The organism is Arthrobacter sp. KBS0702 (genome assembly GCF_005937985.2).
GTDB lineage: Bacteria > Actinomycetota > Actinomycetes > Actinomycetales > Micrococcaceae > Arthrobacter.
This window is the reverse complement of record NZ_CP042172.1, coordinates 3,045,604-3,071,888: the sequence shown is the minus strand read 5'-3', so window position 1 is coordinate 3,071,888 and position 26,285 is coordinate 3,045,604. Positions and strand designations below refer to the sequence as shown.

Genomic DNA, 26,285 nt, shown 5'->3' with positions numbered 1-26,285 from the left:
CCGCGACGGCCACCGCCCAGACCCGCCGCCGCCAGGTGCCTGAATCCGGGGTTTTCCTCGGCGCTTTCCGCGCCGCTTTTCCACATAGCCGGCGACGGCGGTTTTGTCCCGCGCCCGGGGCGCCCACAGTGGTGGCATGAGCAGGCACCAGCTACCCGAGCCCGTGACGCCCCAGCCCGGAATCCAACCCGTGTCCGGGGCCCCGCCTGCTGCCTGGCTTCCGGACCGGGCGGCGGAGACGCTCCTCATCACCGGATCCGAGGTTCTGCGCGGCGAGGTGGAGCGCATCGTCGCCGCCGCCGGGCGCCAGCTGAGCCGCGCACGGGACGCCACGGAGGCGGCCCCGTACTGGGACTCGGCTGTCGCGGTGCTGGTCGGCAGCGATGTACGCGAACTGCCGGTCCGGCACCGCGCCCCTGCCGTGCTCGTGGGCCTGAGCGGCGAAGGAGACAGCCTCTGGCAGCTGGCCGCCGTGATGGGGGCCGACCGCGTGGCTGTGCTTCCCGAGGGCGGCCCGTGGCTGGCGGAATACCTGAGCCGCTCGCAGGTCCCCGATCCGGGCGGCCACGTCCTCGGCGTAACCGGCGGCTGCGGGGGCGCCGGCGCCACGACGGCCGCGATCTGGCTGGCCCAGGCCGCGGCGGGCCTCGGCGCCCGGGTGCTCCTGATCGACGGGGATCCCTGGGGCGGCGGCCTCGAACTGGCTCTTGCCGCCGAGGACGCCCCCGGTCTCCGCTGGCCCGACTTCGCCGAGGCCAGCGGCAGCATAGACCCGGGTCAGCTCCACGAGGCGCTGCCGGAGGCGGGCGGTTTCTCCTTCCTGTCGTGGCCGGGCAACCGGGAGCGGCCCGGGGGCATCGACCCCGCTGCGGTGGCCGGAGTGCTCGATGCGGCGCGGCGGTGCTACGAGCTTGTCCTGCTGGACATCGGCCGCGGACGGGAGGCGCTGCGCACCTTCGCGTGGGAATGCGACCGGGTTCTCATCGTGCTGCCGGCCCAGCTCCGGGCCGCGGTGGCGTCCACCCGCCTGGTCCACGAACTTCCGCCGGTGGATACCGCGCTTGTGGTCCGGGCGAGACCAAGGACCACCCTGGACCTCCAGCTCATTTCCGAAGCCGTGGGGCTCCCCGTGCAGGCCATCATGCCCGAGGTCCGCGGAACCGCGGACGCCACGGAACTCGGGCGCCTGCTGGACGCAGGGGGACGGCGCGGCGTGCAGCGCTTCACCGACGCCGTCCTCGATCTCGACGGGGACCGCTACCCATGAGTTCGCATGCGGCAGCAGATCCGCCGGACGCGGTTGGTCCGGCCGGTCCAGCCGGCCCGGCCGGGCCCCCGTCCCGCAGGCAGCTGCGCGGCCCCCAGCGGCGGGTGGATGCGCGGCTGTTGGAAGCGGTCCGCGAATCGGTCATGGCCGACGCAGGCCCGGTCACGCCCTCCCGCGTGGCCGCGGCCGTGCAGGCCAGCGGCAAGCTCCTCGGCACCGCCGGGGCGCTGGCCGCCGTCGAAAGCATCAGCGCCGAACTGAACGGGCTGGGACCGCTACAGCCGCTGACCCGTGACCCGCTCGTGACGGATATCTTCGTCAATGGCCCGGCCTCGGTGTGGCTGGACCGGGGCCGCGGGCTCGAACGCGCCCCGGTAACCTTCGCCGGTGAGGCCGAGGTCCGCGCGCTGGCCGCCCGGCTGGTGGCCGCCGGCGGGCGCCGACTGGACGACGGTTCGCCCTGCATGGATGTCAGGCTCGAGGGCGGCTATCGGGTCCACGCGGTGCTACCGCCGATCTCCACGGCCGGAACGCTGCTGAGCGTGCGGATCCGGCGCGAGTCGGTCTTCTCCCTGGACGAGCTCGGCCGGGCCGGCATGTTCGGCCCCCTCATGCGGGAGGTGCTGGAACGGATGGTGGCGTGCCGGCTGAGCTTCCTGGTCAGCGGCGCGACGGGGTCGGGAAAGACGACGCTGCTCGCCACGCTCCTTGGCCTGTGCCGGCCCGGTGAGCGACTCGTCCTGATCGAGGACGCCGCGGAGCTGAACCCCGTCCATCCCCACGTGGTGTCGTTGGAATCGCGCCACAGCAATCTTGAGGGCGGCGGCGCCGTCGATCTCGGCGAACTGGTCCGGCAGGCCCTGCGGATGCGTCCCGACCGGCTGGTGGTAGGGGAGTGCCGCGGTGCGGAGGTCCGGGAACTGCTCTCCGCGATGAACACGGGGCACACCGGCGCCGGCGGCACCATCCATGCCAATACGGCCGCCGCGGTCCCGGCCCGACTGACGGCGCTCGGCGCGCTCGCGGGCATGGGACCCGACGCCGTCCGGCTCCAGGCGGCCAGCGCCCTAGACGCGGTTGTCCACCTGGAACGGACCCGTCAGGGCCGGCAGGTGGCTTCCGTCGGGCTGGTCGGGGAAAACGGGTCCGGTCTGGCCGTCTCGCTGGCCCTGGAAACCGTCGACGGCGCGGTCCTCCCCGGTCCCGCCTGGCCGGAGCTGGCGGCCCGCCTCGGCATGGACCCGCTTGCCGCTCCCGGCAGTATTGACCACGCCGGAACCGTCCGCCCCGCCGTGGCCTCCAGGCTGCCATGACTGCCGCGCTCACCGGGATCCTGGCGCTGGCGCTTTGCCTGCTCCTCGCGCCGTCGGCCGGCCCGGGCCGGCGCCTTCGGAAGGTCCTCTCTGTTCCGTCGGGCAGGCATCTGCCGGAAGTGCTCGCGGCCCGCCTGCGCCGCTGGCGGGGCCGCTTTCCGCGCCGGGGCAGGGGTGCGGCCGCATCGGAGGTTCCCCTGACCGTGCTTGTGCAACAGCTGGCCGCACTGTTGAAGGGCGGCCGGACGCCTGCCCGGATGTGGGAGGACCTCTGGCAGCTCTACGGGGACCCGGCGTCTGCGCTGCAACCGCCGGACAGCCCGGGGCGGCACGACGGAACGGCGGGCCGCTCCGGTGCGCTGGGTGCGACGTCCCGAGAGATCCTGGCCGCTGCCCGGGCTGCGGCCCTGCGGGGGTTGCCGGTGGCCGCAGCCATCCGAGCCCGAGCCTCCCCGGAACGCGGCCGGTCCGCACCCCGGGGTTCGGACCGCGGGGAACAGGCGGTCTGGATGGACCTTGCCGCGTGCTTCGACGTGGCCGATGCCAGTGGCTGCCCGCTCGCCGACGTCCTGACGCGCTTCGCCGCCCACCTGGAATCTGAGGGCGACGCCCGGGCCGCCCGGGAGACCGCGCTCGCCGGGCCCAAAGCTACGGCCCGGATCCTGACCTGGCTGCCTTTCCTGGGGCTCGGGGTCGGGCTATTGCTTGGTGTGGAACCCTGGGCCATCCTCCTCGGCAGTCCCTGGGGCATGACGGCGCTTATCGCGGGGCTCGCACTCACCGCCTCTGGCCGGTTCTGGTCCGCCCGCCTCGTCCGGGCCGCGGCCGGGCGGCAGCCGTGACCCCGCCGGGTGGCCTCGCGGTGGCCGCGCTGCTGGCCGCGGCTCTGGTCGTGGCGGGCGCGGACCAGCGGCGGTCGGCCCGGCGTTGGAGGGAGCGGGGCGCGCACCGGTCTGGCGGGGCAACCGGCGGCGTCAAGGGGGGCCGCGATGACCAGGCGGCCCGGAACCGCGGACTCCGGGATCCCGTCCTGATGCTGGAACTGATCGGCGCCATGCTGGACGCCGGATCCGGGCTTGGCCGCTCGCTTGAACTGATCGCCGCGCACGCCGAGCCAGAGATCAGCCGCCCGCTGGGGCCGGTCGTGTCCGCCCTTGCGATCGGCGCCGACTGGGAGACCGCCTGGCGGGGCTCCCGCAGCGCTCCCGCCCCGGTGCTGGCGCTCCGCGAGGCCCTGGGTTTTGCGGCACTGACCGGCGTTCCGTCATCGGCCATCCTGTACGCGGAGGCCTCCCGGCTGCGCCGCGAGCAGTTCCGGGAGGCGGAGCGGCGAGCCGCCGTGCTGGGCGTGAAGCTCGTCATCCCGCTGGGACTCTGCTCGCTGCCCGCCTTCGTCTGCCTGGGTATTGTGCCGGTGCTGCTCGCGCTGCTGCCCCCGGGCACATGACCGGCGTCGGGCGGCCTGCCCGCTGCCGGAACTTGGCCGGTGTGCCGGGACTCCTCCTCCACAGCCGAACTTATCCACTTGGCGGAGCAGCGCCCTTACCTTCAGGGAACGGACGACGGAGATTGGAATGAGCCGGTGACTGCGCCGGAATCTCCCGAGAGGAACGCTCATGACTTTCCACCGCAACGCCCCGGACGGCCCCGACCACGCGCCCGTCGGGACCGAAACCGCCGAAGTACGCGAAATCTATCCGGGCGCAAGGCAAGCCCGTCCGGTGCAGGTCTTCCCGAGGCCGGAGCGCCGGCAGCGGAAACTCCTCCGCTCCGAAGCGGGGATGGCGACCGCCGAATACGCGATCGCCACGCTGGCGGCCGTAGGATTCGCGGGCCTGCTTGTGCTGATCATGCGCAGCGAAGAGGTCCGGGGGTTCCTGCTGAACCTTATCCGCACAGCCCTCGCCCTGCCGTGAACGGGGCGCCGCCGGCCTCGGAGGCGACCCGGGGCGCCGTGACGGCCGAGTTCGCCGTCGCGTTGCCGGCCGTACTCCTGGTCCTTGGCCTGTTGCTGGCCGGGTCGGCCGCCGGGCTGACACAACTCCGGCTCGAAGAGGCGGCCCGGGCCGGCGCCCGGGCGCTGGCCCGCGGCGAAGACGCGGCCGCCGTCGGCGGCATCGTCCGGCAGCTCGCCGGGGATTCGGCGCGGGCAACCGTGACCGCCGACGGCGTCTGGCTCAGCGTTACGGTGTCCGGGACCGTGAGCGGGGCAGCGGGTCCACTGATCCCGTGGACGCTCACGGCGAGGGCCTGGGCGCGGCGTGAATCCGCGGGCGCCCCGGCACTTTCCGCGCCAGCGAAGATGCCCCTGGTCCTGAGCCGGGACGCGTGATGCGCGGGCCCTGGCCCGGAACCCCGAGCTCGGAGCGGGCACGGTCCTCGCGACCGGCCTCGGGCTGGTGCTGCTCTTGGCGCTGACCGGGGTCGTCCTGCTGGCCCAGGCCGCGGTGATGGCCTCGAAGGCCGCCGCAGCTGCGGACCTGGCGGCGCTGGCGGCTGCGGACGCCGCCCGCGGACTGACCGCCGGCGAGCCGTGTGCCGTCGCCTCTGAGGTCGCTGGCCGGCATGGCGCACGGCTGGTGGGCTGTTCCGTGGCTGTCGGTGACATCGTCCAGGTTCGGACAGAGCTGCCCCTCCGAAGCATGTTCGGTCCGGCTTCGGGGCTCGCCCGGGCGGGACCGCCGCCGTCCGTGGACGCCGGGCCGCCCGGGCCTGGCCGTCCGCCGCCGCCGCCGACGGGCACGGGCTAGCCGGACGCCGGCCTATCAGTCCCTCCCGGACTACCCGGCCGGGGTCGTCACCTGACCGGGTGCCCCGGCGGACGGGGTCACGTCCTCCCCGGCGGGGCCGCCCATGACGTCCGTGGCGTCAGTCAACAGCATCTCGATCAGCGTGACGGCGGCATCCTTGTCCAGCGGATTGTTCTTGTTGCCGCATTTGGGCGACTGAACGCAGGACGGGCAGCCCGACTCGCATTCGCAGGCCCTGATCGCGTCGCGCGTCGCGGAGAGCCACACCCTGGCCTTGTTGTAGCCGCGCTCGGCGAAGCCGGCTCCGCCGGGGTGGCCGTCGTACACAAAAATCGTGGGGACTCCGGTGTCGGCGTGGATGGCCGTGGACACCCCGCCGATGTCCCACCGGTCGCTGGACGCCACCAGCGGCAGCAGTCCGATGGCCGCGTGCTCGGCCGCGTGCAACGCGCCCGGGAACTGCGCTTCGATCAGCCCCGCGCCCGTGAGGGAGCGGTTGTCCATCACGAACCAGACCGCCTTGGTGAACAGGTCCCGGGCGCCCAGCTGCAGCGGCTCCTCGCCGAGGATCTCGTTGGAAATCAGCGCCTTGCGCTGGAAGGAGACCACCTGTGTCGTCACTTTCACATCGCCGAAATGCACCGCTACGTCGCCCCACTGCGTGGTGCGGAGCGTCTCCAGGACCTCAATCTGGGTCACGTCGCGCGCCGTCGTGTAGTAGTCGGGGTTGGCGCGCCGCACCACGACGCAGTGCTCGCCTTCGTTCAGGTCCTCGACCACATAGCTCTCGCCCTGATGCACATAAATCGCGCCGGTGTGCGCCTGATAGTGCGTCTGGGGTGAATCCATGGTGCCGAGCAAGGAACCGGTGTCGGCATCCACAATGCTCACCGGTCCGCCGCCGTCGGCCCGCAGGTTCACCATCGCGGCGGCGCTCTGCGGGTGCGTCCAGAACCAGCCCGCCGGACGCTTGCGGAGATAGCCCTGGGCGACCAGCTGGTCCAGCAGTTTCTCGGCGGTCGGGCCGAACAACTCAAGCTCCGCGTACCCCAGCGGAAGCTCTGCCGCGGCTGCGCACAGGTGGGGTCCCAGCACGTACGGATTCGAGGGGTCGAAGACTGTGGCCTCCACCGATACGTCGAAGATCGCCTCGGGGTGGTTCACCAGATACGTGTCGAGCGGATCGTCACTGGCGACGAACGCGGCGATGGCGTCCTGTCCGGCGCGGCCCGCCCGGCCGATCTGCTGAAACAGCGACGCCCGGGTTCCCGGCCAGCCGGCGACCAGGACCGCGTCCAGGCCCGAGATGTCGATGCCCAGTTCCAGCGCCGACGTGCTGGAAACGCCCAACAGCTCGCCGGAGCGCAGCGCCTTTTCCAACGCCCGCCGCTCCTCCGGCAGGTACCCGGAGCGGTAGGCCGCCACCCGTTGCGGCAGGCTGGGGTCCACTTCGTCGAGGAGGCGCCTGGTGATGGAGGCGATCGTCTCGGCCCCGCGCCGGGACTTGATGAAGGCGATCGTCCGGATCCGGGAGGAGACCAGGTTCGCCAGCAGGTCCGAGGTTTCGGCCACGGCGGTACGGCGCTCCTTGGCGCCGTTCTCGCCGCGTAACTCCGTCAGGGCCGGCTCCCAGAATGCCACCGTGGTGGCACCATGCGGCGAGCAGTCCTCGGACACTGCCCGGACCGGAGCGCCGATGAGACGGCCGAAGGACGTCCCGGGGTCGGACGCTGTGGCCGAGGCGGCGATGAACACGGGACCGGGATGGTCGGCGCCGGGACTGTAGTAGGCGCAGATCCGCCGCAGCCGGCGCATCAGGTTGGCCACGTGCGAGCCGAAGACGCCGCGGTAGCTGTGCGCCTCGTCCACAATCACGTAGCGCAGCCGGCGGAAGAACCGCGCCCACCAGGCGTGGTTCGGCAGGATCCCGAAGTGCAGCATGTCCGGATTGGCCAGGATTACGTTGGCGTGGTCCCGGATCCAGCGGCGGGAGGCGGGGTCGGTGTCGCCGTCGTAGGTTTCGGCGCGGACGGTGGGAAGCCGGAGCGAGCGGATGGCGGCCAGTTGGTCGGCCGCCAGAGCCTTGGTGGGGGAAAGGTAGAGGGCCACGGCGCCGTCGTCGTGGATCTTGCCCGGGTCGGCCAGGACACGCAGTTCGGAACGGTGGACCGCATCCAACGCCGGCAACTGGTAGGCAAGGGACTTGCCGGAGGCCGTGCCTGTCGCGATGACCACGTGTTCGCCCGCGTGGGCCAGATCGGCCGCCTGGACCTGGTGGCGGTAGGGCTCGTGGATGCCGAGGGAGCCGTACGCCTCCACGAGATCGGGGTGGACCCACTCCGGCCACGGCTCGTTGACGGCCTTCCGGGCCGGGATCGTCCGCACATGGCGCAGCTGCTCCGGGTCCGGGCCGCGGCCCAGCAACGGAATCAGGGACTCATGTGGATTCACTCCAACATTGTTTCACCCGGGCTCAAATCGCCCGGCAGGATCCGCCCGCCGCCCGGACCCGCTTCCCGGGCAGGACTCCGCCTCACTCCACGGAGAGGTCGGCACCCTCGTCCGATGAAGAGAGCATCAGGACGTGGCACACCGTGCTCCAGCCGAGATGTGAGTACAGCTGCTGGCCGTCCAGCGAGGCCAGCAGGAGCCCGCTTTCGACGTCGTGCTCGAACGCCTGCGCGGCCAGGGCCCGCATGATGAAGCTGCCGAGCCCCCGGCGCTGGAACCCAGGCTCCGTCACGATCTTGTCAAAGACGGCGGTGTGGTCGGCGACGAACACCCGTCCGCTGGCAGCGACCTCATCGCCGGCATAGACGACGGCGTGATGTACCCCGCCCGCTGTCGACGGCACCCACCTGAGGTCGTCGTCCGGAAGCCAGGGATCCTCGGAGTCCTGGGTCTCCATGTCCACGATCATCATGGTCTGCGACGCAGAGGTGACGTTCAGCCGGTGCTGCGCGGCCAGGGAGGTGTAGCGAGGCACATTGTTCGTGAGGATCGTGAGGATCCGGGCCGGGACCTCGGCGGTCTTGGCGGCCAGGTCAGCGAACTCCGAGTCTGAGGGATCATGGGCGAAATATTCCCATTCGTGGGTGGTGTCCGCTCTCAGTACGGCAGGGAAGCGGCCCTCCCTGCGCGTCTCATACCCCCGGCAACCGGCCCACCCGGCAACCCAGACCTCAAGGAGGTGGGTGGTGTCTTCAACCATGGCGTCAAGACTCATGAGATGAGAGTATTCCAGCCCCGGCACAAGCAACAGGGGCCGGGTTCGGTGAGGGCCCTTGCTTACGCAATTGTGACCCCAATCGGCCGGGAGAGGGCAGCCGCCGTGGGAGGAGAGCGCCCCGCGGGCCGCGCCGGAGGCCCCCCGGCGCGGCGCCGGTGGGCCGCGCCGGCAGCCCCCATGCTGCGACAGCGGACTGGGCGGCGGACTGCGCGGCCGCTTGGTCCGTGCCCGGCCCGGCACTGCGTTTTGCCCTGCCCAGTACGCTTAAATACGTGAATCGAATTGTGCTCTTTTACGGCTTTACCCCGATCGCGGACCCGGAAGCGGTCCGGCTCTGGCAGCGCGCCCTCTGCGAGAAACTCGGGCTGACCGGCCGGATCATCATCTCCAAGGACGGCATCAACGCGACCGTCGGCGGCGAGATCGGAGCCGTCAAGCAGTACGTCAAGACGACCCGCGAATACAAAGGCTTCCGCGGCGTCGACGTGAAATGGTCCGACGGCGGGGCCGAGGACTTCCCCCGGCTCAGCGTCAAGGTGCGGGAAGAGATTGTCTCCTTCGGCGCCCCGGGCGAGCTCAAGGTAGACGAAAACGGCGTCGTCGGCGGCGGCACCCACCTTGCACCGGAAGAACTGCACCGGCTCGTGGAGGAGAAGAAGCAGGCCGGTGACGAAGTGGTGTTCTTCGACGGGCGCAACGGCTTCGAGGCGCAGATCGGCAGGTTCAAGGACGCTGTCGTCCCCGACGTTGCCACCACCCACGATTTCATCAGGGAACTCGACTCGGGCAAGTACGACGCCCTCAAAGACAAGCCCGTCGTTACCTACTGCACCGGCGGCATCCGCTGCGAGGTCCTCTCCAGCCTGATGGTCAACCGCGGCTTCAAAGAGGTTTACCAGCTCGACGGCGGCATCGTCCGCTACGGCGAGGCGTTCAAGGACCAGGGGCTCTGGGAGGGATCGCTTTACGTGTTCGACAAGCGCATGCACCTCGAGTTCAGTGAAGATGCGAAAACGATCGGCCAGTGCGTCCGCTGCGAAGCCCCCACGAGCAAGTTTGAGAACTGCTCCAACCCGAGTTGCCGGACGCTGACCCTGTATTGCGCCGACTGCGCCTCGGACCCCGCGACGTTGCGCTGCCCCGACGGCTGCCCCACGGCTGCACCGCCTGAGCCCCGAGAGCAGAGCAAAACTGCGCAGAGCCCGGCTGCGACCTAGTCGCCTGCGCAGCGGCCGCCAAGGACTCAGAGGCGGCTAACGCGGTAGGCGAAGTTCGCCGGCGCCAGCGACTCGACCCGGACCGTCAGGACGGTGTCCGCGGCCAGCTGCACCACGTTGACCCGCGAGGTGCCGCACCGCAGGCTCAGGTCCACCAGGATGTTTTCTTTGTCCCGGATGGTGAAGGACACGCGCCTGGTGCTTCGGCAGACCAGCGTTAAGGCGTAGGTTCCGCTGGGCAATTGCGTGGTGGTTTCATTCCGCGTCGCCCCGGCGTCCAGCAGGCCGTAGCCGGTATGAAAGACCTGGCCTTGGAGCTCCGGCAACACTTCCGCCACCCAGTGGTTCAGGTCCGCCCCGGTCACCGGCCGGTTCATACCGGGATCCTGGGGGAGCGCTGCGTCCGTATACGTCACCGACGGGGACGGTGTGTCGTCGGCGGACAGGCCGTCGTCGTACTCATACTCGCAAGCTGACAGTCCGCAGGCCAAGGCAACGGCCAGCGCGGCGGCGGCGACCGCGCCGCGCGACCGATGCAGCCGTGGTGCCTGCGCGGTGGGCATACTCCGACTTTAAGCCCGGCCGCGGCGCCGGACCAGAGCCGATGGGCCCGTCAGTTGGCGGGCACCAGCTGGTAGGCAAAGATGAGCGGGGCGTCCACGCTGGACGCGCTGATCGTCAACCGGCCGGCTGCGGGCACCTTGATCCTGGCGGTTTCCCGGCTCCCGTTGCAGGCGGCCCCGGCCTCCGCGAGCCGGTTGCCGTCGAGGGAGACGTCGAAGAATTCCTTGCCGCCGCCGTCGCAGCTCATCGTCAGGGTGTAGCTGCCCGCCGGTACGGTGGCATCTTTGGCGATCGGATCCCGGTTCAGGATCTTGCCCGCGTCCGCCAGGACGATCCCGCTGGCAGACGGCAGGGCGGTGGCCTTCCAGCTGTCCACATTGGCGGATTCGATTGAACCGGCGGGGGAGCACGCCGAGGCGCCGAGTACAACGGCGGCACCGGCCGCCGCCGCGAGGGCACGCCGGACGGCTCGGGGGCGGCGCGTCAGAGGGGGAGCGAAAAGCATGCCTCCAACTTACCGGCTCCAGCGCCCCTCCCCGCCCGTGCCCGGTCACGCTAGCCGGCGATCAGCTCCAGCACCCGGCCGCGGTGCAGGGTCAGATAGATCCGGTCCCGCAGCCGGTTCGCCTCCGCATCCGTCAGGGTCCGGTCCAGCGGCTGCAGGACCAGCCGGACGAGGACGTTCACCTGGCCCGGTGCCAGCCGGAGGCGTTCGACGGCGGCCTGCGGAAGCTCCGTGGCCGGCGTCACGGCCCGGATCTCCAGCGCAGCCACGAGCTCGGCGTCCGCGCCGAGGGCGGTGCGTGCCAGGTCGCCCAGCAGCTCGCCGTCGGCCTCCTCGACCGCGTCCAGGACCAGGGACAGGTCGCGCCGGATCTCCGGCATGGCGGATACCGGCCGGTACAGCCGGAGGTCCTGCAACTGCGACTGCACCTCCGGATGTTCCGAGCGAAGGAGCCGGATGTCCTGGATGCCCTTGCGCAGCATCAGCGCCCGGTCCAGCCCCAAGCCCAGGGCCAGCCCGGCCCAGCGTCGGGAATCCAGCCCGGAGCCGCGCAGCACCCGCGCGGCCACAAGCCCGCACTCGGCCAGTTCCAGCCACTCCCGGGTGCCGTCGGGCCGGGTCACCAGCACGTCCAGCTGCTGCCCCATCGCCGTATAGCTGTGTTCCGCCGGCGTGGCGCGCCACTGCACGTCCGGATACTCGGCGGCCGGCAGCACGGCTTCCACCACCGCGGCCATCATGGCATGCAGCTCTGCCGGGCCCAGCAGGCCGCGGGCCTTGAGCCGCCACAGATCCACCTGGTGCGGCGTGCCGACGTGGGTCCGGTCCACGGCATCGCGCCGGTAAACCAGGCCCGGCAGCACGTGGAGCCGGTCGTAGTGGCCGGTCTCTCCGCGGAGCGTGTCCAGCAGGGCGGGGATCCCGGCCGAGGTGTGGCTGCGGAGCATCACGGTGGGGCTGACGTGGCGGGAATAGCGCGAGTCCCGGGTGACGTCGTCGCCCGAGTAGCCCAGGCGGTCATAGTTGTCCGCGGTGGCCACGAGGGGGTTCTGGCGGTGCGTCGTGGCTGGAATGTCCCAGAGCCGTTCCAGACCGGCCACCACTTCGGCCAGCAGCAGTTGGACGGCGTGCGGTCCGGCGGCCGGATCAGATAAGTCGCGCACGGCGAGGGCGGAGTTCAGTTCGGGCAGGGAAAGGTAGGTCTTCATGGCGGGGTCCTTGGTTTTCAGCGGCGGGGAGGGAAAGTCACCCTCAGCCGCTGCGCCGGACGGACCCCGGCGGCCGCAGTTAGGCGCGCGTCAGGAAGCCCGTGCGGCCGGTAAGCGGCCGAGGGCTGATAAATCGCTGCTGCTTGTGCATGGCTCAATGGTACGCCTGGGCCGAGTCCGGCAAACCGGCCCACCTGCCGGCACACCCGCCTGCACACCGGCCGGCCGGCCAAACCGGCAGGGCTTGACCTTGACGCAACGTCAAGATTTAGGCTCGCAGTAGCGGCCCGGAAAGACCGGGATGCGGGAGGAGTCGTCGTGGAGCGGGCTGTGGAGTGGTCAGTGCAGCAGATCGCCAAGCTTGCCGGCACCACAAGCCGGACCCTTCGCCACTACGACGGCGTTGGGCTGCTCAAGCCAAGCCGCACCGGGGAGAACGGCTACCGGTACTACGACCAGGCCGCGCTGCTCCGGCTCCAGCGCATCCTGCTCCTGCGCGAGCTGGGCCTGGGCCTGCCGGCGATCGCCGAGGTCCTCGCCCACGAACGGCCTGCGGAGCGTGCGCTGGCCGGCCACTTGGCGTGGCTGCGGCAGGAACAGGACAGGCTGGCCCGGCAGATCGCGTCGGTCCAGCACACCATCGAGGCAGTGCAGGCAGGAAGGGAAATCATGGCAGAGAAAATGTTCGACGGCTTCGACCACACCCGTTACCAGCAGGAGGTACAGGAGCGATGGGGCAAGGACGCGTACGCGCAGGGCGACGCATGGTGGCGCGGCCTGGGTGCCGCCGACAAGGAAACCTGGAAGCGGGCCTCCAAGCAACTCGGCGACGACTGGACCGCGGCCGCGGAATCTGGGACCGCCCCGGACGGTCCGGAAGCGCAGGACCTGGCCCGGCGCCAGGTCGAGTGGCTCAGCGGCACTCCGGGGACCCCTGCCGCAGCCGGCGGGAGCGTGAAGGAGTACGTGACCGGCCTGGGCGACATGTACGTGGCGGATCCGCGCTTCTCCGCCAACTACGGCGGGGCGGCCGGGGCGGCCTTCGTGCGGGACGCACTGCAGGCCTACGCGCGCAAACACCTCTAGCCCGGAAACGATTCCGCGGCAAGGGCCGCCAGGAGCCGGCAGGGACCTGCATAGCCCGCGCCTAAACTTGTCCGGTGACCCCTTCAACGCTTTTCACGGCCGGTAACACCCCCGACGCTCCCCGCAGCGACTTCCCCGAGTTGCTCCAGGCGCTCGCCGCGGACCTGCGCCGGATCGGCTACACGGTCGACGGCGTCGCCGGGCTCCTCGGCGAGGCCGCCCACGCGGCGCTGGCCCGGGACCAGCTCATCCCGGCCCTCATCGCCACCGAGGCCGCCCGCAGCACACCAGCGACGGCGGCGCTCGCCGCCGTCGTCCGGCTCTGGCTGCTGGCCGAACCGCAGGAAACAGGAACCCTCGACGCCGCCCTCCCGGGCATCCGTACCGAGGGGCTGCTGGAGCTCGGTCTGGCGGAGCCGTCCGGGGACGACCGGATCCAGGCGAAGGTGGACCTCCGCCCTTACGGCTGGGAGGGAACGTCCGGGGAAGATACCGTCAGCAACGGCGGCGCCGAACTCTGGGTGGCCAGCGACCTGGCCGCGCACCAGCGGCCGGGCGTGCTGCGCCACGACCATGTGCTGGGCATCGGGCAGGCATCCACCACCCTGGTCCAGGTCACCGCCCGCCGACATGTGGCCCGCGCCCTGGACCTCGGCACCGGCTGCGGCATCCAGACCTTCCACCTGCTGCACCATGCCGAACACGTCACCGCCACCGACATCTCCGAGCGGGCCCTGGCCTTCACGCGTTTCAACCTGCTGCTCAACGCTGCGGCGCTGCACCTGGACCCGACCGAACTGGAGGCCCGGGTGAGCCTGCGGCTGGGCTCGCTGCTCGAGCCAGTGGCGGGGGAGGAGTTCGAGCTCGTGGTCTCCAACCCGCCCTTCGTGATCACCCCGCGCGGCGCCGGGGAGACCGCCGCGGACCAGTTCACCTACCGCGACGGCGGCCTGCCGGGGGACGAGATTGTGTCCTCGCTGGTCCGCGACATCCCGACCGTCCTCGCCCCCGGCGGAACAGCCCAGCTTCTGGGCAACTGGGAAATCCCGGCGGGTGCCGCCTGGGCGGACCGGCCGCAAAGCTGGACCAGCCCGGAGGCGGACGTCTGGTTCATCCAGCGTGAGCAGGTCAGCCCGGAACAGTATGCCGAGACCTGGCTGCAGGACGCCTCGGAGGCCCGCGACCGCCGGCTCTACCAGGCCTCCTACGCCGCGTACCTGGACGACTTCGCCGCGCGGAACGTGGAGGGCATCGGCTTCGGGATGATCTGGCTGCGGCGCCCCGCGGCGGCCGCCCGTCCGGTGATCTCCCGCTTCGAGGAGATCACCTACCCGATCGAACAGCCCGTCGGCCCGCACCTGGGCGCCGCCGTCGAGCGCGCGGACTGGCTGGCCTCCCACGAGCTATCGGCCGCGCACCTGCTGGTCGCCGACGACGTCACCGAGGAACGGCACCAGCGCCCCGGCGCCGGACACCCCGGCGTCATCCTGCTGCGCCAGGGCGCCGGACTGCGCCGCACCAACCTGCTCAGCACCGAGCTGGCCGGCTTTGTCTCAGCGTGCGACGGCGAGCTCTCCGTCGGGCAGATCATCGGCGCCCTGGATGCCCTGCTGGGCGGGTACGAGGGCTACGACGGCGTGGCGTTCCGCGAGGGGCTCCTCGGCGAAGTCGGCAACCTGGTGCGCGACGGCTTCCTGCTCCCCGCCTGAGGCCGGCGCCGCAGCCGACGCCACCGACGGCACCGCGCCCTCGCGGCCGAACCGGGGCAGCACATAGGCGGTGACGGCCAGGGCCACCAGCACCCCGCCGGCCCCCGTGATGAGGAAACTCAGCCGGATCGGCAGCAGCGCGCCCAGCAGGCCGCCAATCGCCAGGGCAGCGATGGAGACCGCCCGGGTCATGCCGCCGATGATCGCCATCGCCTGGCCGCGCCCGCTTTCCGGGATGCGCAGGATCGCGATGGCCCCGAAGCCCGCGTTGAGGGCGCCACAAGCCGCGCCCATCGCCGTGTAGGCCGCAAAGAGCAGCTCCACGGTCGGCACCAGCGCCATCACCGCCAGGAACGCCGAGGTCAGGACCATGGAGGCCAGCAACACCCGCAGCCTGGCGGGCGGCGTCGTGATCCGGCCCGCCAGCGCCGCGCCTGCAGCCATACCGAGGCCGAAGGCCGCTGCCAGCAGCCCGTATTGGGTCTCGGTGGCACCGAGTTCACCCCGGGCCAGGAAGACCTCGAGCACGTTGGTGGCCTCGCCCACGACGATGAAGAACAGGGCGCCGAGCACCAGGGCCCAGACCAGGGGGTCCCGGCGGATCAGCCGCAGGCCGTCCAGCAGGGCGGGGGCCTGGCGGCCGGCCCGTTCGGCCGCGGTGCCGCGCCGGGTCCGGATCAGCAGGGCGCCGGCGCCCATCGCCAGGTAGCAGCCGCTCGCGACGCCGAACACGAGTCCCGAACCGCCCCAGCCGCTGAGCAGGCCGCCCGCCGCCGGCCCGGCCATACCGGCAATCATGATGGTGGCCTGCATGGTTCCCATCGCCCGCGGGGTGCGTTCCTCGCCGACGATCCGGGGCAGCAGTGCCTGCCAGGTGGGGCCGGCCACGGCCTGCGCGGCGTCCAGCACGAAGGTCATGGCAAACAAAACCGGGATGTGGTTGTCCACGTACTGCAAGCTGACGCCCATCCCCGCCACGGCTGCGGCGCTGACCGCGGATGCCGCCGTCGCGAGCGTGCGGGAATCCCGGGTGTCGGCCAGCCGGCCCGCCCACGGTGCCAGCAGCACCAGCGGCAGTGCCGAACACAGCAGGTAGCCGGCCACCAGCCACGGCCCGGCGGCCGCCGCGCCGGCCGCCGCGACGTTCTGCAGGTGCAGCATGACGCTGACCACGACGGCGCCCATGCCGGCCGTGGCCAGGAAACGGGAACTGCTGGCGAGCAGGAAGTCGCGGTTGCGCCAGAGCGACGGTCTGGCGGATGCACCCCGCATTTTATGAAATATCTGCTTCATAGAATGAAAAGTATCGCGCCGGCGGCATAGTGTCAAGCATTCCTTTCATAGTTTGGCGGGCCTAGCTAGACTGGAGGTGTGAATGCAGATACCTCGAAGGCCGAGCCGTCCGCTGCCCCGGCCGCCAAGCGCCGGCAGCGTCCGGAAAAGAAGGTCGAAATCACCGACCCGAAGGCGATCCGGGCCCTGGCCCACGCCGCCCGGCTCGAGGTGATTTCAGAGCTGTATTCCACCCAGGTCAGCCGGACGGCCACCGAACTGGCCGCGCAGACCGGCCTCACCCCCAGCGCCATGAGCTACCATCTGCGCGCCCTCCAGAAGTGGGGCATCGTCGTACCCGCCGCCACCGCCGGAGACGCCAGGGAACGGCGCTGGAAGGCCGCGGGCACGGACTTCACCATCCACTCGCTCGGGGGAGTGGCGGGCGGGGAACTCGCCGTCGTGGACCTCGAACTCGACGCCTACCGCCGACGGGTTCTTGCATACGCCAAGGCCCGCAATGAGCGGCGAGAGGCCGGCGACACCGCCGACGGCCCCTCCGCGGTGGTGCTGGCCAGCAGCCTGCTGTACCTGACTCCCGCCCAGCGCGCGGAACTGAACGAGAGGCTTTTTGACCTTCTGAAGGACTACGAGCTCGAGGACCCGGACCGGGTGCCCGAAGGCGCGGAGCGGATGGCCACCATGTGGTCGATGATTCCGGACGACCGGGGCAAGGCCGCCTCCGCTTCCTAGGCAGAACCGCCAGATCCCGCAGTCCGGTGCCAGACTTGAGGGACCGCGAGGCTCCGGCAGTCCCGCGGCCCGTCCGGCCAGGCGGCGGCGGATTATCGAGGGAAAGCGAACGGGACATGGCTGAAACCAAGACGGACAACCGTCCGGATGTATTCACGCGGTTCACCACAGCAACGGCCAGGATTCTTGGCCACGCCTGGGTCTTCAGCGCTGCGGTCGCCGTGCTGGTGGTTTGGGCCTTTACCGGCCCGCTCCTGCAGTTTTCGGATACCTGGCAACTGGTCATCAACACCGGCACCACCATCGTCACCTTCCTGATGGTGTTCATCATTCAGAACACCCAGAACCGGGACACCGCCGCCCTGCACCTGAAACTGGATGCCCTGATGCTGGAGCTCAAGGTCAGCAATGCGAAGCTGTACGACGCGGAAAACGAAGGCGAGAAGGAAATCGAACGTCAGCGGGAGCGGATCGAGCGCGCAGCCGTCTCGGAAGATCCGAGCTAGCGCGCCGCGATCAGGGCCTGCGGAGCGGCCTGTTTCATTCGGGTCTGCAGCCAGCGCAGCTGCACGGCGGTCTCGCTGTCGCACCGGGACACCACCTCCAGCAGTTCACGGTCGCGGAGGGCCGAGGCGGCTTGTTTGACCATCGTCCAGGTAACGTCGACGAAGGTGGCCAGCAGGTACAGGTCCTGCAGGTCCCGCAGCAGCCCCACCGGGCCTTGGCGCGTGCTGGAAAGGCCCCCGGCGTGGAGTCGTTCCGGCTCGGCATCCGAAGGGTCTTCGCCGTAGCGCTGGACGATCGGGTGCAGAAGGCGGCTGTGCTCCTCGCACTGTTGCGCCAGGGTATGGCACAGGAAGTGCACGTCGGGCTCCGCGCCGTGACCGGCCGCGACCTGGCGGAATGACTCCGCCAGGGTGTTTTCAGCATGGTGCAGCATGCCCAGGTAGATGTTCAAATTCATGGCCGTTCCTCCTGGCCGGTGCCTCCGCTGATGCCGTCGGGTCGGTTGCTGCCCGGGCCGGGCCGGCCGGCCCTGACCGCTTCCGTAAAGCGGGGCGGCGGCGCGGCATCGACTTGCTCCGTGGCGTCGGCTTCGCCGCCTCCGGTCGTCGGCCGCGGCCGCTGCGTGCCCGGGCCTTCGGTCGCAGCGGACGGGCGCGAAGCCGTCGTGGTCGGCGCCGGTGCGGGGCCCGTACCCTCGCCGATCTTCTCCACCTTGACGGCCGCGTTCTTGAAGACCGGCTGCTTCGAGACAGGATCCCATTCGGTGATGGTGAGCTCGTTCGCGGCTGTCGGGTGTTCGCCGGGGGAGCCGTCCCCGTCCCAGTATCCGTAGTGGAACGGCGCGAAGACCGTTCCGGTGCGGATGTCGCTGACGCGGGCCGGGACTTCGATCCGGCCGCGCCGCGACGCCACCCGGACCAGGTCGCCTTCCCGGACTCCCAGCCGTTCGGCGTCGTGCGGGCTGAGCTCCACCCAGGCGCGGGGCGCGGCCTGGGTCAGGGGCCGGGACCGTCCGGTCTTGGTCCGAGTGTGGAAGTGGTAGGCGGTTCGTCCCGTGGTGTACCGGAACGGGTACCGGCCGTCGGGCTCCTCGTGGGGAGGGGAATAGTCGGCGGTCTTCAGGATGGCCCGGCCACGCGGGACGCTGGCGCGGAAGGACTCGGCGCCCACGGTGGCGCCGGTTAGGAGGTCATGCCCATAGCTTTCGCAGTAGTCCGGGTCTGTGGGGAAGACCCCGTCCGCGTAGAGCCGCTCGCGGCCGTCCGGATTCTCCTCATTGCAGGGCCACTGGATGCCGCTGCCGCCACGGAGCCGCTCGTAGCTCATGCCGCTGTAGTCGCAGGGCCGGCCATGGGAGCACTTCTTCCACGCCTCAAAGGCCTCCTCGGGCCCGGTCCAGGGAAGCAGCGGTTCGCCCTGCAGGGTGGTGAACCCCATCCGGCGGGAGTAGTCGAGGAAGATGTCCAGGTCGCTCCGCGCCTCACCGGGCGGTTCGACGGCCTTGTCCGAAAGGTGGACGGTGCGGTTGACGTTGGTGAAGGTCCCCGTCTTTTCACCCCAGCCGGCCGCGGGCAGCACGACATCGGCGGCCTGCGCCGTCTCGGTCAGGTACAGGTCCTGTACCACCACGAACAGCTCGGGTTTGGCCAGAATGCTCCGGATCCGGGGCAGGTCGGGCATGGAGACCGCGGGGTTGGTCGCCGAAATCCAGAGAAATTCGATGGAGCCCTGCTCGGCGTAGCGGAAGATCTGCATCGCGTGCGTCGGTGGCGCCCAGTGCGGGATGGTCAAGGGGTCAACGTCCCAGAGCTCGGCCAGTTCCCGGATGTGCTCCGGGTTCTCCCAGTTCCGGAAGCCGGGGAGATCCCCGTCCGCCCCGCATTCGCGGTTGTTCTGCGCGGTCGGCTGCCCGTTCATCTGCAGGATCCCGCATCCGGGCCGCCCCAGCAGCCCGCGGAGCAGGTGCAGGTTGTTGACCTGGCAAGAGGCGGCGGTGGCCTGCGCGGACTGGTAAAAGCCCTGAAGAACGGTGGAAAGCACGCGTCCCGAGGTGCCGAAGATGCGGGCGGCTTCCCTGATGTCGGCGGCCCTCACGTCGCAGACCGCCGCCGCTGCTTCCGCCGTCCACGGCAGGACGGTGGCCTTGAGCTTGTCCAGGCCTACCGTATGTTCGTTCACGTAGTCCTTGTCGAACCAGCCGTGCGCAAGGATTTCGTGGACCAGGGCATTCATCAGGGCAAGATTGGTGCCCGGCCGGACGGCGAGGTGGACATCGGCGTACCGCGCCACCTCCGTGTCGCGCGGGTCAACGCAGACGACTTTGGGGCGGTCCGGCCCGGCGATGCGGTCCAGCACACGGGACCATAGGACGGTCTGCGTCTCGGCCATGTTGTGACCGTAGAGGAAGATCGCGTCGCAGCTGTCGATGTCGGTGTAAGTGCCGGGCTGTCCGTCGGCGCCGAAGGACTCCTTCAATGCCGCCGCCGCAGTGGCGGTGCACAGGCGTGTGTTGCCGTCCATGTGGGGCGTTCCGAGTCCTGCTTTCCCGATGACGGCCAAGGCGTAGTACTCCTCAAGGAACAGCTGACCGCTGGTGTAGAAACCGTGGCTAAGGGGCCCGCGTTCGCGCAGCAGCTGCCGGCTCCGCTCGGCGATGCGGTTCATGGCGGTGTCCCAGTCGCATTCGACGAGCCGGCCGTTTTCCCGGATCAAAGGCCGCTTGAGTCGGTCCCGGTGGGACACGCCCTGCCAACTGGCGAACAGGCCCTTCGGCCCCAGTCTGCCGTGGTTGACCAAGTCTCCGGCGCGGCCGCGGATACCGACCATGGCGCCGTCCTTCACGGCGATGTCGCACGCGCAGCCGTTGCTGCAGAGCACACAGGCGGACTGGACCCAGCGGTCGACGTCGTCCTCCGTGACACCTTCACCGAGTGCCTGGTCCACTCGGACCGGCCACAGCCCGTCCTTGGGATAAGGCGTCCTCGTGCCCCAAATCTCGGCAATACGGTCAACCATGTCGTTCTCCCGTTCCGGGCCGTCGATGGATCCCGCGGAATCGGGATCTGCCCACCAGATTTATCAGCATGCTTAGAACGAGTCCAGAGCCTTCCGGCACGCCGGACTTGCGGAACGGTCGAATTCTTTGTGACGCTGCCCAATGCCTACTAGCGGCCGCCCGAAGGTACGGATTTCGGGCACGGATGCGCGGGAATCTGCAAAATATGGTGAACTAGGCGGGTATGGGCGCATCTGCCCGAGCAACCTTTTTCTGTAGGAGCACCGTGCCAAGCAAGGCCCCCACCGGCAAGAAACTCGTGATTGTGGAGTCTCCCGCCAAGAGCAAGACCATCGCCAAGTACCTGGGCGAAGGTTTCATCGTTGAGGCCTCCATCGGTCACATCCGCGACCTTCCGCAGCCCTCGGAGCTCCCTGCAGACCTGAAGAAAACGCCGCTGGGCAAGTTCGCCGTCGACATCGAGCACGACTTCAAGCCGTACTACGTGGTGTCCCCGGACAAGAAGAAAAAAGTCGCCGAACTCAAGGCCCAGCTCAAGGGCGCCGACGCGCTCTATCTCGCAACCGATGGGGACCGCGAGGGCGAGGCCATCGCGTGGCACCTGCTCGAAGTGCTCAAGCCCAAGGTCCCGGTCTACCGGATGACCTTCGGTGAAATCACCAAGGAAGCCATCCACCGCGCCATGGACAACCTGCGCGACGTGGACCAGGACCTGGTCGACGCCCAGGAAACCCGCCGCGTGCTGGACCGGCTCTACGGCTACGAGATCTCCCCGGTGCTGTGGCGCAAGGTGGCCCGCGGCCTGTCCGCCGGCCGGGTGCAGTCCGTGGTGACCCGCATGGTCGTGGACCGCGAACGCGAACGGATGGCCTTCAAGTCCGCGGCCTACTGGGACCTGACCGGCCAGTTCGGTGCGGAATCCGGCTCGTTCAAGGCCAAGCTTGCCTCCGTCGACGGTTCCAAGGTCGCCAGCGGACGGGACTTCAACGACGACGGCGAGCTCACCTCACGCAACGTCGTGCACCTCAACGAGGAGCGTGCGGCGTCCCTGGCCGCCGGACTGCAGGACGCGGACTTCCGGGTCCGCTCCGTCGACACCAAGCCCTACACCCGCCGCCCCGCGGCGCCGTTCACCACCTCCACGCTGCAGCAGGAGGCCGGGCGCAAGCTGCGCTTCTCCTCGAAGAGCACCATGCAGGTGGCCCAGCGGCTCTATGAAAACGGCTACATCACCTACATGCGTACGGACTCGTCCGCACTGAGCAACGAGGCCATCACCGCGGCGCGCCGCCAGGCCTCCGAGCTTTACGGCCCGGAGTACGTCCCGGCCTCGCCCCGCGTCTACTCCGGCAAGGCAGCCAACGCGCAGGAGGCCCACGAGGCCATCCGTCCCGCCGGTGACTCCTTCCGCACCCCGGCGCAGGTCGCGAAGCAGCTTTCCGGCGACGAATTCCGCCTCTACGAGCTGATCTGGAAGCGCACCGTCGCCTCGCAGATGGCCGACGCCAAGGGCTCGACGGCGACCATCCGCCTCGGCGCCGTCGCTACCGACGGCAGGGACGCCGAATTCTCCGCTTCCGGCACCGTCATCACCTTCCCGGGCTTCCTCGCAGCCTACGAGGAAGGCAAGGACGAGAGCCGCGGGGACGAGGACTCCGAGGAAGCGCGCCGGCTGCCCAACGTGGCCAAGGACGACGCCCTGACCGCGTCGGAGATCGTCGCCGTCGGGCACGAGACCTCGCCGCCGCCGCGCTACACCGAAGCGTCCCTGACCGCGGAACTGGAAAAGAAGGGCATCGGCCGCCCGTCGACCTACGCCTCCACGATTTCCACTATCCAGGACCGCGGCTACGTCCGGAAGCAGGGCTCAGCCCTGGTCCCGAGCTGGATCGCGTTCTCCGTGATCCGGCTGCTCGAACAGCACTTCCACGACTACGTGGACTACGACTTCACCGCGGACATGGAAGCCGACCTGGACAAGATCGCCAACGGCCAGGAAGCCGGACCCGCCTGGCTCAAGCACTTCTACTTCGGCGCGGATTCCGAGCCCGGGCTGCTGAGCATCGTCAACAACCTGGGCGAGATCGACGCCCGCGAAATCAACTCCATCCCGATCACTGACGGCATCACGCTGCGCGTCGGCAAGTTCGGCCCGTACCTGGAGAGCTCAGTCCCCACCGTGGACCCGAAGACCGGCGAAGTCGTCGAGTCCGCCCGCGCCAACGTCCCCGAGGACCTAGCCCCGGACGAGCTCACCGCCGCCAAGGCGATCGAGCTGATGGAGACCGCCGCTCCCGAGGAACGGGTGCTCGGCGAGGACCCGCACACCGGGCACACCATCGTGGCCAAGAATGGCCGCTACGGGGCGTACGTCACCGAGATCATCCCCGAGATGACCGAGGAGCAGCTCGCCAACCAGCCGGTGGAGTACTACAAGAACGGCAAGCCGAAGCCGCCGAAGAAGCCCGTCAAGGCCAAGCCCCGCACCGGGTCGCTGTTCGCCTCCATGGGCGTGGACACCGTCACCCTGGATGAGGCGCTGCAGCTGATGAGCCTGCCCCGCGTCCTCGGCCAGGACGCGGACGGCAACCCGATCACCGTGCAGAACGGCCGCTTCGGTCCGTACCTGAAGAAGGGCACGGACTCCCGGTCGATCGGGTCGGAGGAGGAAATCTTCACCATCACGCTGGAGCAGGCACTGGAGATCTACTCGCAGCCCAAGCAGCGCGGCGCCCGCGCCGCAGTCGCGCCGCTGGCGGAGTTCGGCCCGGATCCGGTCTCGGAGAAGAACATCGTGGTGAAGGAAGGCCGCTTCGGCCCGTACATCACCGACGGCGTCACCAACATCACGGTGCCGCGGTCCACCTCCATCGAGGAGCTGACCCGGGAACAGGCCGTCGAACTCCTCGCCGAGAAGCGCGCCAAGGGTCCGGTCAAGCGCACGACGACGGCCCGCAAGGCCCCCGCCCGCAAGAAAGCCCCCGCCAAGAAGTAAGGGCATTTCGCTCCCGCTCGCGGGTTCCGTCCCGACTCGGCGTGTCAAAACGTCGACGGCGGACGGAACCCGCGAGTCGTTGTGCACATAGGTGGTTCGCGGACTTTCGGACAGGTGGCAGCGGCATCAGGCTGGCGCCATGGAATACCCTGCAGCCCAGCGTGAGGATCCCCTCGCCGCTGTGTGGGCCGCGGAGCCAGCCCGGCCGTTGACGCCCGGCCCGGCCGTTGACACCTGACCCGGTACCTTCGGCAGCAGCCCTGACCACAAAGCTTCCCGAAGCCGCCAATCTGTGGCGCACCGAGGAACTGCTGGACCGAGGCCTGTCCGCACCGCAGATCCTGCAGTTGGCTGCCGACGGCACCCTCGTCAAACTGCGCCGGGGGTGCTACGTCCGCCGCTCCTTCTGGGCAGCACTCGATGCGAATGGTGCCTCGCGCTGCCGGATCGAGGCCTACGCACACCGCTGCCTGACGAGCTCAACGGGCGCCTACGTGTTCAGCCACACCACGGCAGCCCGGCTTCACGGACTCTTTCTCTGGAAAGTAGACGACACCATCCACCTCACGGTGCCGTTTCTTCCCTCGTCCGGCGGCCACGCGAGCGATGTCAGGGCGCATACCCGTGCGCTGGGTCCCTCTGACGTCGTGCACGTGGCAGGGCATCGCGTTACGTCGCTGGCCCGAACGGCCGCAGACAGCTGCCTCGTCCTGAACTATGCGCAGGGACTGATCCTGATGGACCATGCCTTGCGGCTCGGGGCCGGCCGGGAGGCGGTGGAACTGGAGTGCGCCCGGCTCCGCGGGGCACCGGGCGTCGCGACCCTGAAGAAGGTTGTTGCCAATGCGGATCCGCTGTCCGAGTCGCCGGGTGAAACCCTTCTCCGCGACCTGGTCAGGCGGCTGAAGCTTCCTTCTCCGCAGCTCCAGTTCGAGGTGCGGACGCGGCTGGGGATATGCAGGTTGGATTGCGCGTGGCCGGAGCGGCGGGTGGCTTTGGAGTTTGACGGTCGCGGCAAATATTTCAACTACGCCCCTACCGCCGAGGCCATTTTTGCGGAGCGGCGCCGCGAGAAGGCCCTGATGGAACTGGGCTGGAAGTTCATCCGGGTCGAATGGCGGGACCTGTTCCGCGAGCAGGAGCTGAAGACGAGGCTGCTTCGGGTGCTCGGGCGCTGAGATGGCCGCCTGCTCGCGGCTTTGAGCCGGGCTCGCGGTGTCCAAACCGCGAGCGTGGATGGAACCCGTGAACCGGCCGCCCGGGCGCGGAGGGTTTGCGGTGCCCGGCGCAACGTGATCGAGTAGGAACATGACTGAACAGCCCGCACACCTGGACAACCAGCCGCTCAACGACCTCGAAGAGAAGCTCGCCCGGGGGGAGCAGCCGGACGCCAACCCGGTGGACGTCATCCTGGCGTTCCTCAACAACGAGGTGTACATCGTCAGCACCGACACGATCGAGGGCCCCGATTCCCAGGTCGAGCCGCTGGTGCTGGCGAACTCCGCCGGCAAGCCTGTGCTGGCCGTCTTCTCGCACCCGAGCCGCGTCACCGAGCAGTACCTCGCCGCGGCGCCGAACGTCCTGGGCACCCAGGGCGCGGCGATCATCGGCAACCTTGGCGACGAGCTTGGCATGGTTATCAACCCCGGTGCAGTGTACGGTTTCGAAATCGATCCGGAGGGTGTGGCCAACATCCGCCGCGACTTCAAGCCGTCCGACGAGGAACCGGGCGCGGACCAGGGCAACGACCAGGCCTAGCCGCGTTGACGGCCGGGGCAGGACGCCCGGTTAGGGCACGGCCACTCCGGGGACAATAATGGCCCTATGCGTCTTGGCGTCCTCGACATCGGTTCAAACACCGTCCACCTCCTCTTGGTGGATGCCCACCCCGGCGCGCGCCCGGTCCCGTTCGCCTCGCACAAGCGTCCGCTCTCGCTGGTGCAGTTCCTCGACGCGGATGGCAATATCAACGACGCCGGCCAGCACGAACTGATCGAGTTCGTCCTTGAGGCGTGGGAGTTCGCGGCGAAGCACAACGCCGAGGACCTGCTGGCGTTCTGTACCTCCGCGATCCGGGAGGCCCCCAACGGACCCGCCGTGCTGGCCCGCGTCAAGGACGAAACCACCGTCACGCTCCGGGAACTGACCGGCAGCGAAGAAGCCTCGATGACGTTCTTCGCGGTCCGCCGCTGGTACGGCTGGGGCGCAGGACCCATGCTGAACCTGGACATCGGCGGGGGTTCCTTTGAGATGGCCTACGGGGAGGACGAACTCCCCGAACTTGCCATGTCGGTCCCGCTCGGGGCGAGCAGGCTCACCCGCGACTGGCTGCAGGAGGACCCGCCGTCGGCGAAGAGCGTCAAGGAGCTTCGCCGCTACATCCGAAGCACCCTGAAGCCGGCGGTCCGGGACATCGCCAAGCTAGGGAAGGCCAACCACGTGGCCGGGACCTCCAAGACGTTCCGTTCGCTGGCCCGCATCGCCGGGGCCGCGCCCAGCGGCGCCGGGCCCTACGTCAAGCGGGAGCTCCACGCCACGGACCTGGGACTCTGGGCGCAGCGGATCTCCGCCATGGAGGTGGAGGACCGGTTGAACCTCCCCGGCGTCTCGGAGGCCCGTGCCCCCCAGCTGCTGGCCGGCGCGCTCGTGGCCGAGGCGGCCCTTGAAATGTTTGAGTTTCCGAGCCTGGAGATTTGTCCCTGGGCCTTGCGCGAGGGCCTGATCCTTCGCCGCTTGGACCAACTGGTCTCCGAGGGCCCGCTGGAGCCCGCGCCGCACGTCGCGTTGGCCGACGAACCGGCCGAGCCGCAGTCGCCGAGCGCCGAGGGGCCGGACGCGGCGTAGGCACGGTCCGCCGTCGCCCAGTGTCGAACCGGACGCGGGCCGTTCGTCTA

23 protein-coding genes and 1 pseudogene are annotated in these 26,285 nt (G+C 69.8%); 16 read left to right on the top strand and 8 right to left on the bottom strand.

Annotated features, from left to right (window positions below):
- Positions 1 to 136: 136 nt before the first annotated feature.
- From ssd to FFF93_RS14150, 7 genes are all read left to right on the top strand, one after another.
- On the top strand, positions 137 to 1,267 hold the full coding sequence (gene ssd / locus FFF93_RS14180) for a septum site-determining protein Ssd (RefSeq protein WP_138768344.1): 1,131 nt from the start codon (positions 137 to 139) through the stop codon (positions 1,265 to 1,267).
- A complete protein-coding gene (locus FFF93_RS14175) occupies positions 1,264 to 2,580 on the top strand; it encodes a TadA family conjugal transfer-associated ATPase (protein ID WP_138768345.1) in 1,317 nt (438 codons plus the stop codon). Before ssd ends, FFF93_RS14175 begins: the two co-directional genes overlap by 4 nt.
- The gene (locus tag FFF93_RS14170; protein WP_138768346.1) at positions 2,577 to 3,422 is read left to right on the top strand and encodes a type II secretion system F family protein; all 846 of its coding nucleotides are present in this window, start codon (positions 2,577 to 2,579) and stop codon (positions 3,420 to 3,422) included. The genes FFF93_RS14175 and FFF93_RS14170 overlap by 4 nt, the downstream gene beginning before the upstream one ends.
- Complete coding sequence (locus FFF93_RS14165; RefSeq protein WP_261375151.1) at positions 3,419 to 4,027, top strand: type II secretion system F family protein; 609 nt, start codon at positions 3,419 to 3,421, stop codon at positions 4,025 to 4,027. The genes FFF93_RS14170 and FFF93_RS14165 overlap by 4 nt, the downstream gene beginning before the upstream one ends.
- 169 nt (positions 4,028 to 4,196) lie before the next feature.
- Positions 4,197 to 4,496 (top strand): DUF4244 domain-containing protein, encoded by a 300-nt coding sequence (locus tag FFF93_RS14160; RefSeq protein ID WP_138768347.1) that lies wholly within the window; start codon positions 4,197 to 4,199, stop codon positions 4,494 to 4,496.
- Positions 4,493 to 4,912 carry a TadE family type IV pilus minor pilin gene (locus FFF93_RS14155; protein WP_138768348.1) on the top strand — a complete coding sequence of 140 codons (420 nt, stop codon included), beginning with the start codon at positions 4,493 to 4,495 and terminating at the stop codon, positions 4,910 to 4,912. The genes FFF93_RS14160 and FFF93_RS14155 overlap by 4 nt, the downstream gene beginning before the upstream one ends.
- Before the next feature lie 67 nt (positions 4,913 to 4,979).
- The gene (locus FFF93_RS14150; RefSeq protein ID WP_315851456.1) at positions 4,980 to 5,330 is read left to right on the top strand and encodes an Rv3654c family TadE-like protein; all 351 of its coding nucleotides are present in this window, start codon (positions 4,980 to 4,982) and stop codon (positions 5,328 to 5,330) included.
- 30 nt (positions 5,331 to 5,360) lie between these two features.
- On the opposite strand, the gene FFF93_RS14145 is transcribed toward FFF93_RS14150, so the two are convergent.
- Both FFF93_RS14145 and FFF93_RS14140 read right to left on the bottom strand, forming a co-directional pair.
- Positions 5,361 to 7,781 (bottom strand): DEAD/DEAH box helicase, encoded by a 2,421-nt coding sequence (locus FFF93_RS14145; RefSeq protein WP_138768350.1) that lies wholly within the window; start codon positions 7,779 to 7,781, stop codon positions 5,361 to 5,363.
- 82 nt (positions 7,782 to 7,863) lie between these two features.
- Positions 7,864 to 8,556 carry a GNAT family N-acetyltransferase gene (locus FFF93_RS14140; RefSeq protein ID WP_138768351.1) on the bottom strand — a complete coding sequence of 231 codons (693 nt, stop codon included), beginning with the start codon at positions 8,554 to 8,556 and terminating at the stop codon, positions 7,864 to 7,866.
- A 275-nt stretch (positions 8,557 to 8,831) separates the two neighbouring features.
- On the opposite strand from FFF93_RS14140, the gene FFF93_RS14135 reads away from it, so the two are divergent.
- Complete coding sequence (locus FFF93_RS14135) at positions 8,832 to 9,776, top strand: rhodanese-related sulfurtransferase (RefSeq protein ID WP_138768352.1); 945 nt, start codon at positions 8,832 to 8,834, stop codon at positions 9,774 to 9,776.
- 26 nt (positions 9,777 to 9,802) lie between these two features.
- Here FFF93_RS14135 and FFF93_RS14130 read toward each other — a convergent pair whose 3' ends face one another.
- From FFF93_RS14130 to FFF93_RS14120, 3 genes are read right to left on the bottom strand one after another with little or no spacing between them, the layout of a single operon-like run.
- Positions 9,803 to 10,339 carry a DUF6023 family protein gene (locus tag FFF93_RS14130; RefSeq protein WP_138768353.1) on the bottom strand — a complete coding sequence of 179 codons (537 nt, stop codon included), beginning with the start codon at positions 10,337 to 10,339 and terminating at the stop codon, positions 9,803 to 9,805.
- Between the two features lie 50 nt (positions 10,340 to 10,389).
- On the bottom strand, positions 10,390 to 10,845 hold the full coding sequence (locus FFF93_RS14125; protein WP_138768354.1) for a hypothetical protein: 456 nt from the start codon (positions 10,843 to 10,845) through the stop codon (positions 10,390 to 10,392).
- Positions 10,846 to 10,895: 50 nt separating this feature from the next.
- Complete coding sequence (locus FFF93_RS14120; protein ID WP_138768355.1) at positions 10,896 to 12,053, bottom strand: hypothetical protein; 1,158 nt, start codon at positions 12,051 to 12,053, stop codon at positions 10,896 to 10,898.
- A gap of 330 nt (positions 12,054 to 12,383) precedes the next feature.
- On the opposite strand from FFF93_RS14120, the gene FFF93_RS14115 reads away from it, so the two are divergent.
- Both FFF93_RS14115 and FFF93_RS17170 read left to right on the top strand, forming a co-directional pair.
- Complete coding sequence (locus FFF93_RS14115; RefSeq protein WP_138768356.1) at positions 12,384 to 13,139, top strand: MerR family transcriptional regulator; 756 nt, start codon at positions 12,384 to 12,386, stop codon at positions 13,137 to 13,139.
- A 74-nt stretch (positions 13,140 to 13,213) separates the two neighbouring features.
- Positions 13,214 to 14,848 carry a methyltransferase gene (locus FFF93_RS17170; RefSeq protein WP_138768357.1) on the top strand — a complete coding sequence of 545 codons (1,635 nt, stop codon included), beginning with the start codon at positions 13,214 to 13,216 and terminating at the stop codon, positions 14,846 to 14,848.
- A gap of 84 nt (positions 14,849 to 14,932) precedes the next feature.
- Here FFF93_RS17170 and FFF93_RS14105 read toward each other — a convergent pair.
- A pseudogene (locus FFF93_RS14105) lies at positions 14,933 to 16,009 on the bottom strand (MFS transporter); the annotation flags it as partial.
- Positions 16,010 to 16,219: 210 nt separating this feature from the next.
- Here FFF93_RS14105 and FFF93_RS14100 point away from each other — a divergent pair.
- Both FFF93_RS14100 and FFF93_RS14095 read left to right on the top strand, forming a co-directional pair.
- On the top strand, positions 16,220 to 16,873 hold the full coding sequence (locus FFF93_RS14100) for a helix-turn-helix transcriptional regulator (RefSeq protein WP_138768359.1): 654 nt from the start codon (positions 16,220 to 16,222) through the stop codon (positions 16,871 to 16,873).
- Positions 16,874 to 16,989: 116 nt separating this feature from the next.
- A complete protein-coding gene (locus FFF93_RS14095) occupies positions 16,990 to 17,379 on the top strand; it encodes a low affinity iron permease family protein (protein ID WP_138768360.1) in 390 nt (129 codons plus the stop codon).
- Here the strand turns inward: FFF93_RS14095 and FFF93_RS14090 are convergent.
- Together FFF93_RS14090 and FFF93_RS14085 are read right to left on the bottom strand one after the other, a co-directional pair.
- A complete protein-coding gene (locus FFF93_RS14090; protein ID WP_138768361.1) occupies positions 17,376 to 17,837 on the bottom strand; it encodes a hypothetical protein in 462 nt (153 codons plus the stop codon). The two genes, FFF93_RS14095 and FFF93_RS14090, sit on opposite strands and share 4 nt — an antisense overlap.
- On the bottom strand, positions 17,834 to 20,395 hold the full coding sequence (locus FFF93_RS14085) for a molybdopterin oxidoreductase family protein (protein ID WP_138768362.1): 2,562 nt from the start codon (positions 20,393 to 20,395) through the stop codon (positions 17,834 to 17,836). The genes FFF93_RS14090 and FFF93_RS14085 overlap by 4 nt, the downstream gene beginning before the upstream one ends.
- A gap of 266 nt (positions 20,396 to 20,661) precedes the next feature.
- On the opposite strand from FFF93_RS14085, the gene topA reads away from it, so the two are divergent.
- The 4 genes from topA (at position 20,662) to FFF93_RS14065 (ending at position 26,235) form a co-directional block, all read left to right on the top strand.
- Positions 20,662 to 23,391: a type I DNA topoisomerase gene (gene topA, locus FFF93_RS14080; RefSeq protein WP_138768363.1), complete on the top strand. Its 2,730-nt coding sequence runs from the start codon at positions 20,662 to 20,664 to the stop codon at positions 23,389 to 23,391.
- 227 nt (positions 23,392 to 23,618) lie between these two features.
- Entirely contained in the window at positions 23,619 to 24,569 is a 951-nt protein-coding gene (locus FFF93_RS14075) for a hypothetical protein (RefSeq protein ID WP_261375149.1), read from the top strand.
- Positions 24,570 to 24,699: 130 nt separating this feature from the next.
- Entirely contained in the window at positions 24,700 to 25,149 is a 450-nt protein-coding gene (locus FFF93_RS14070; protein ID WP_138768364.1) for an SseB family protein, read from the top strand.
- Positions 25,150 to 25,215: 66 nt separating this feature from the next.
- Positions 25,216 to 26,235, top strand: coding sequence for a Ppx/GppA phosphatase family protein (locus tag FFF93_RS14065; RefSeq protein WP_138768365.1), 1,020 nt, complete (start codon positions 25,216 to 25,218; stop codon positions 26,233 to 26,235).
- Positions 26,236 to 26,285 lie beyond the last annotated feature (50 nt).

Coding starts and splice junctions, on each gene's coding strand:
- ssd (WP_138768344.1), top strand. CDS start 137: ATGAGCAGGCACCAGCTACCCGAGCCCGTGACGCCCCAGCCCGGAATC.
- FFF93_RS14175 (WP_138768345.1), top strand. CDS start 1,264: ATGAGTTCGCATGCGGCAGCAGATCCGCCGGACGCGGTTGGTCCGGCC.
- FFF93_RS14170 (WP_138768346.1), top strand. CDS start 2,577: ATGACTGCCGCGCTCACCGGGATCCTGGCGCTGGCGCTTTGCCTGCTC.
- FFF93_RS14160 (WP_138768347.1), top strand. CDS start 4,197: ATGACTTTCCACCGCAACGCCCCGGACGGCCCCGACCACGCGCCCGTC.
- FFF93_RS14140 (WP_138768351.1), bottom strand. CDS start 8,556: ATGAGTCTTGACGCCATGGTTGAAGACACCACCCACCTCCTTGAGGTC.
- FFF93_RS14130 (WP_138768353.1), bottom strand. CDS start 10,339: ATGCCCACCGCGCAGGCACCACGGCTGCATCGGTCGCGCGGCGCGGTC.
- FFF93_RS14125 (WP_138768354.1), bottom strand. CDS start 10,845: ATGCTTTTCGCTCCCCCTCTGACGCGCCGCCCCCGAGCCGTCCGGCGT.
- FFF93_RS14120 (WP_138768355.1), bottom strand. CDS start 12,053: ATGAAGACCTACCTTTCCCTGCCCGAACTGAACTCCGCCCTCGCCGTG.
- FFF93_RS14095 (WP_138768360.1), top strand. CDS start 16,990: ATGGCTGAAACCAAGACGGACAACCGTCCGGATGTATTCACGCGGTTC.
- FFF93_RS14090 (WP_138768361.1), bottom strand. CDS start 17,837: ATGAATTTGAACATCTACCTGGGCATGCTGCACCATGCTGAAAACACC.
- FFF93_RS14085 (WP_138768362.1), bottom strand. CDS start 20,395: ATGGTTGACCGTATTGCCGAGATTTGGGGCACGAGGACGCCTTATCCC.
- FFF93_RS14070 (WP_138768364.1), top strand. CDS start 24,700: ATGACTGAACAGCCCGCACACCTGGACAACCAGCCGCTCAACGACCTC.
- FFF93_RS14065 (WP_138768365.1), top strand. CDS start 25,216: ATGCGTCTTGGCGTCCTCGACATCGGTTCAAACACCGTCCACCTCCTC.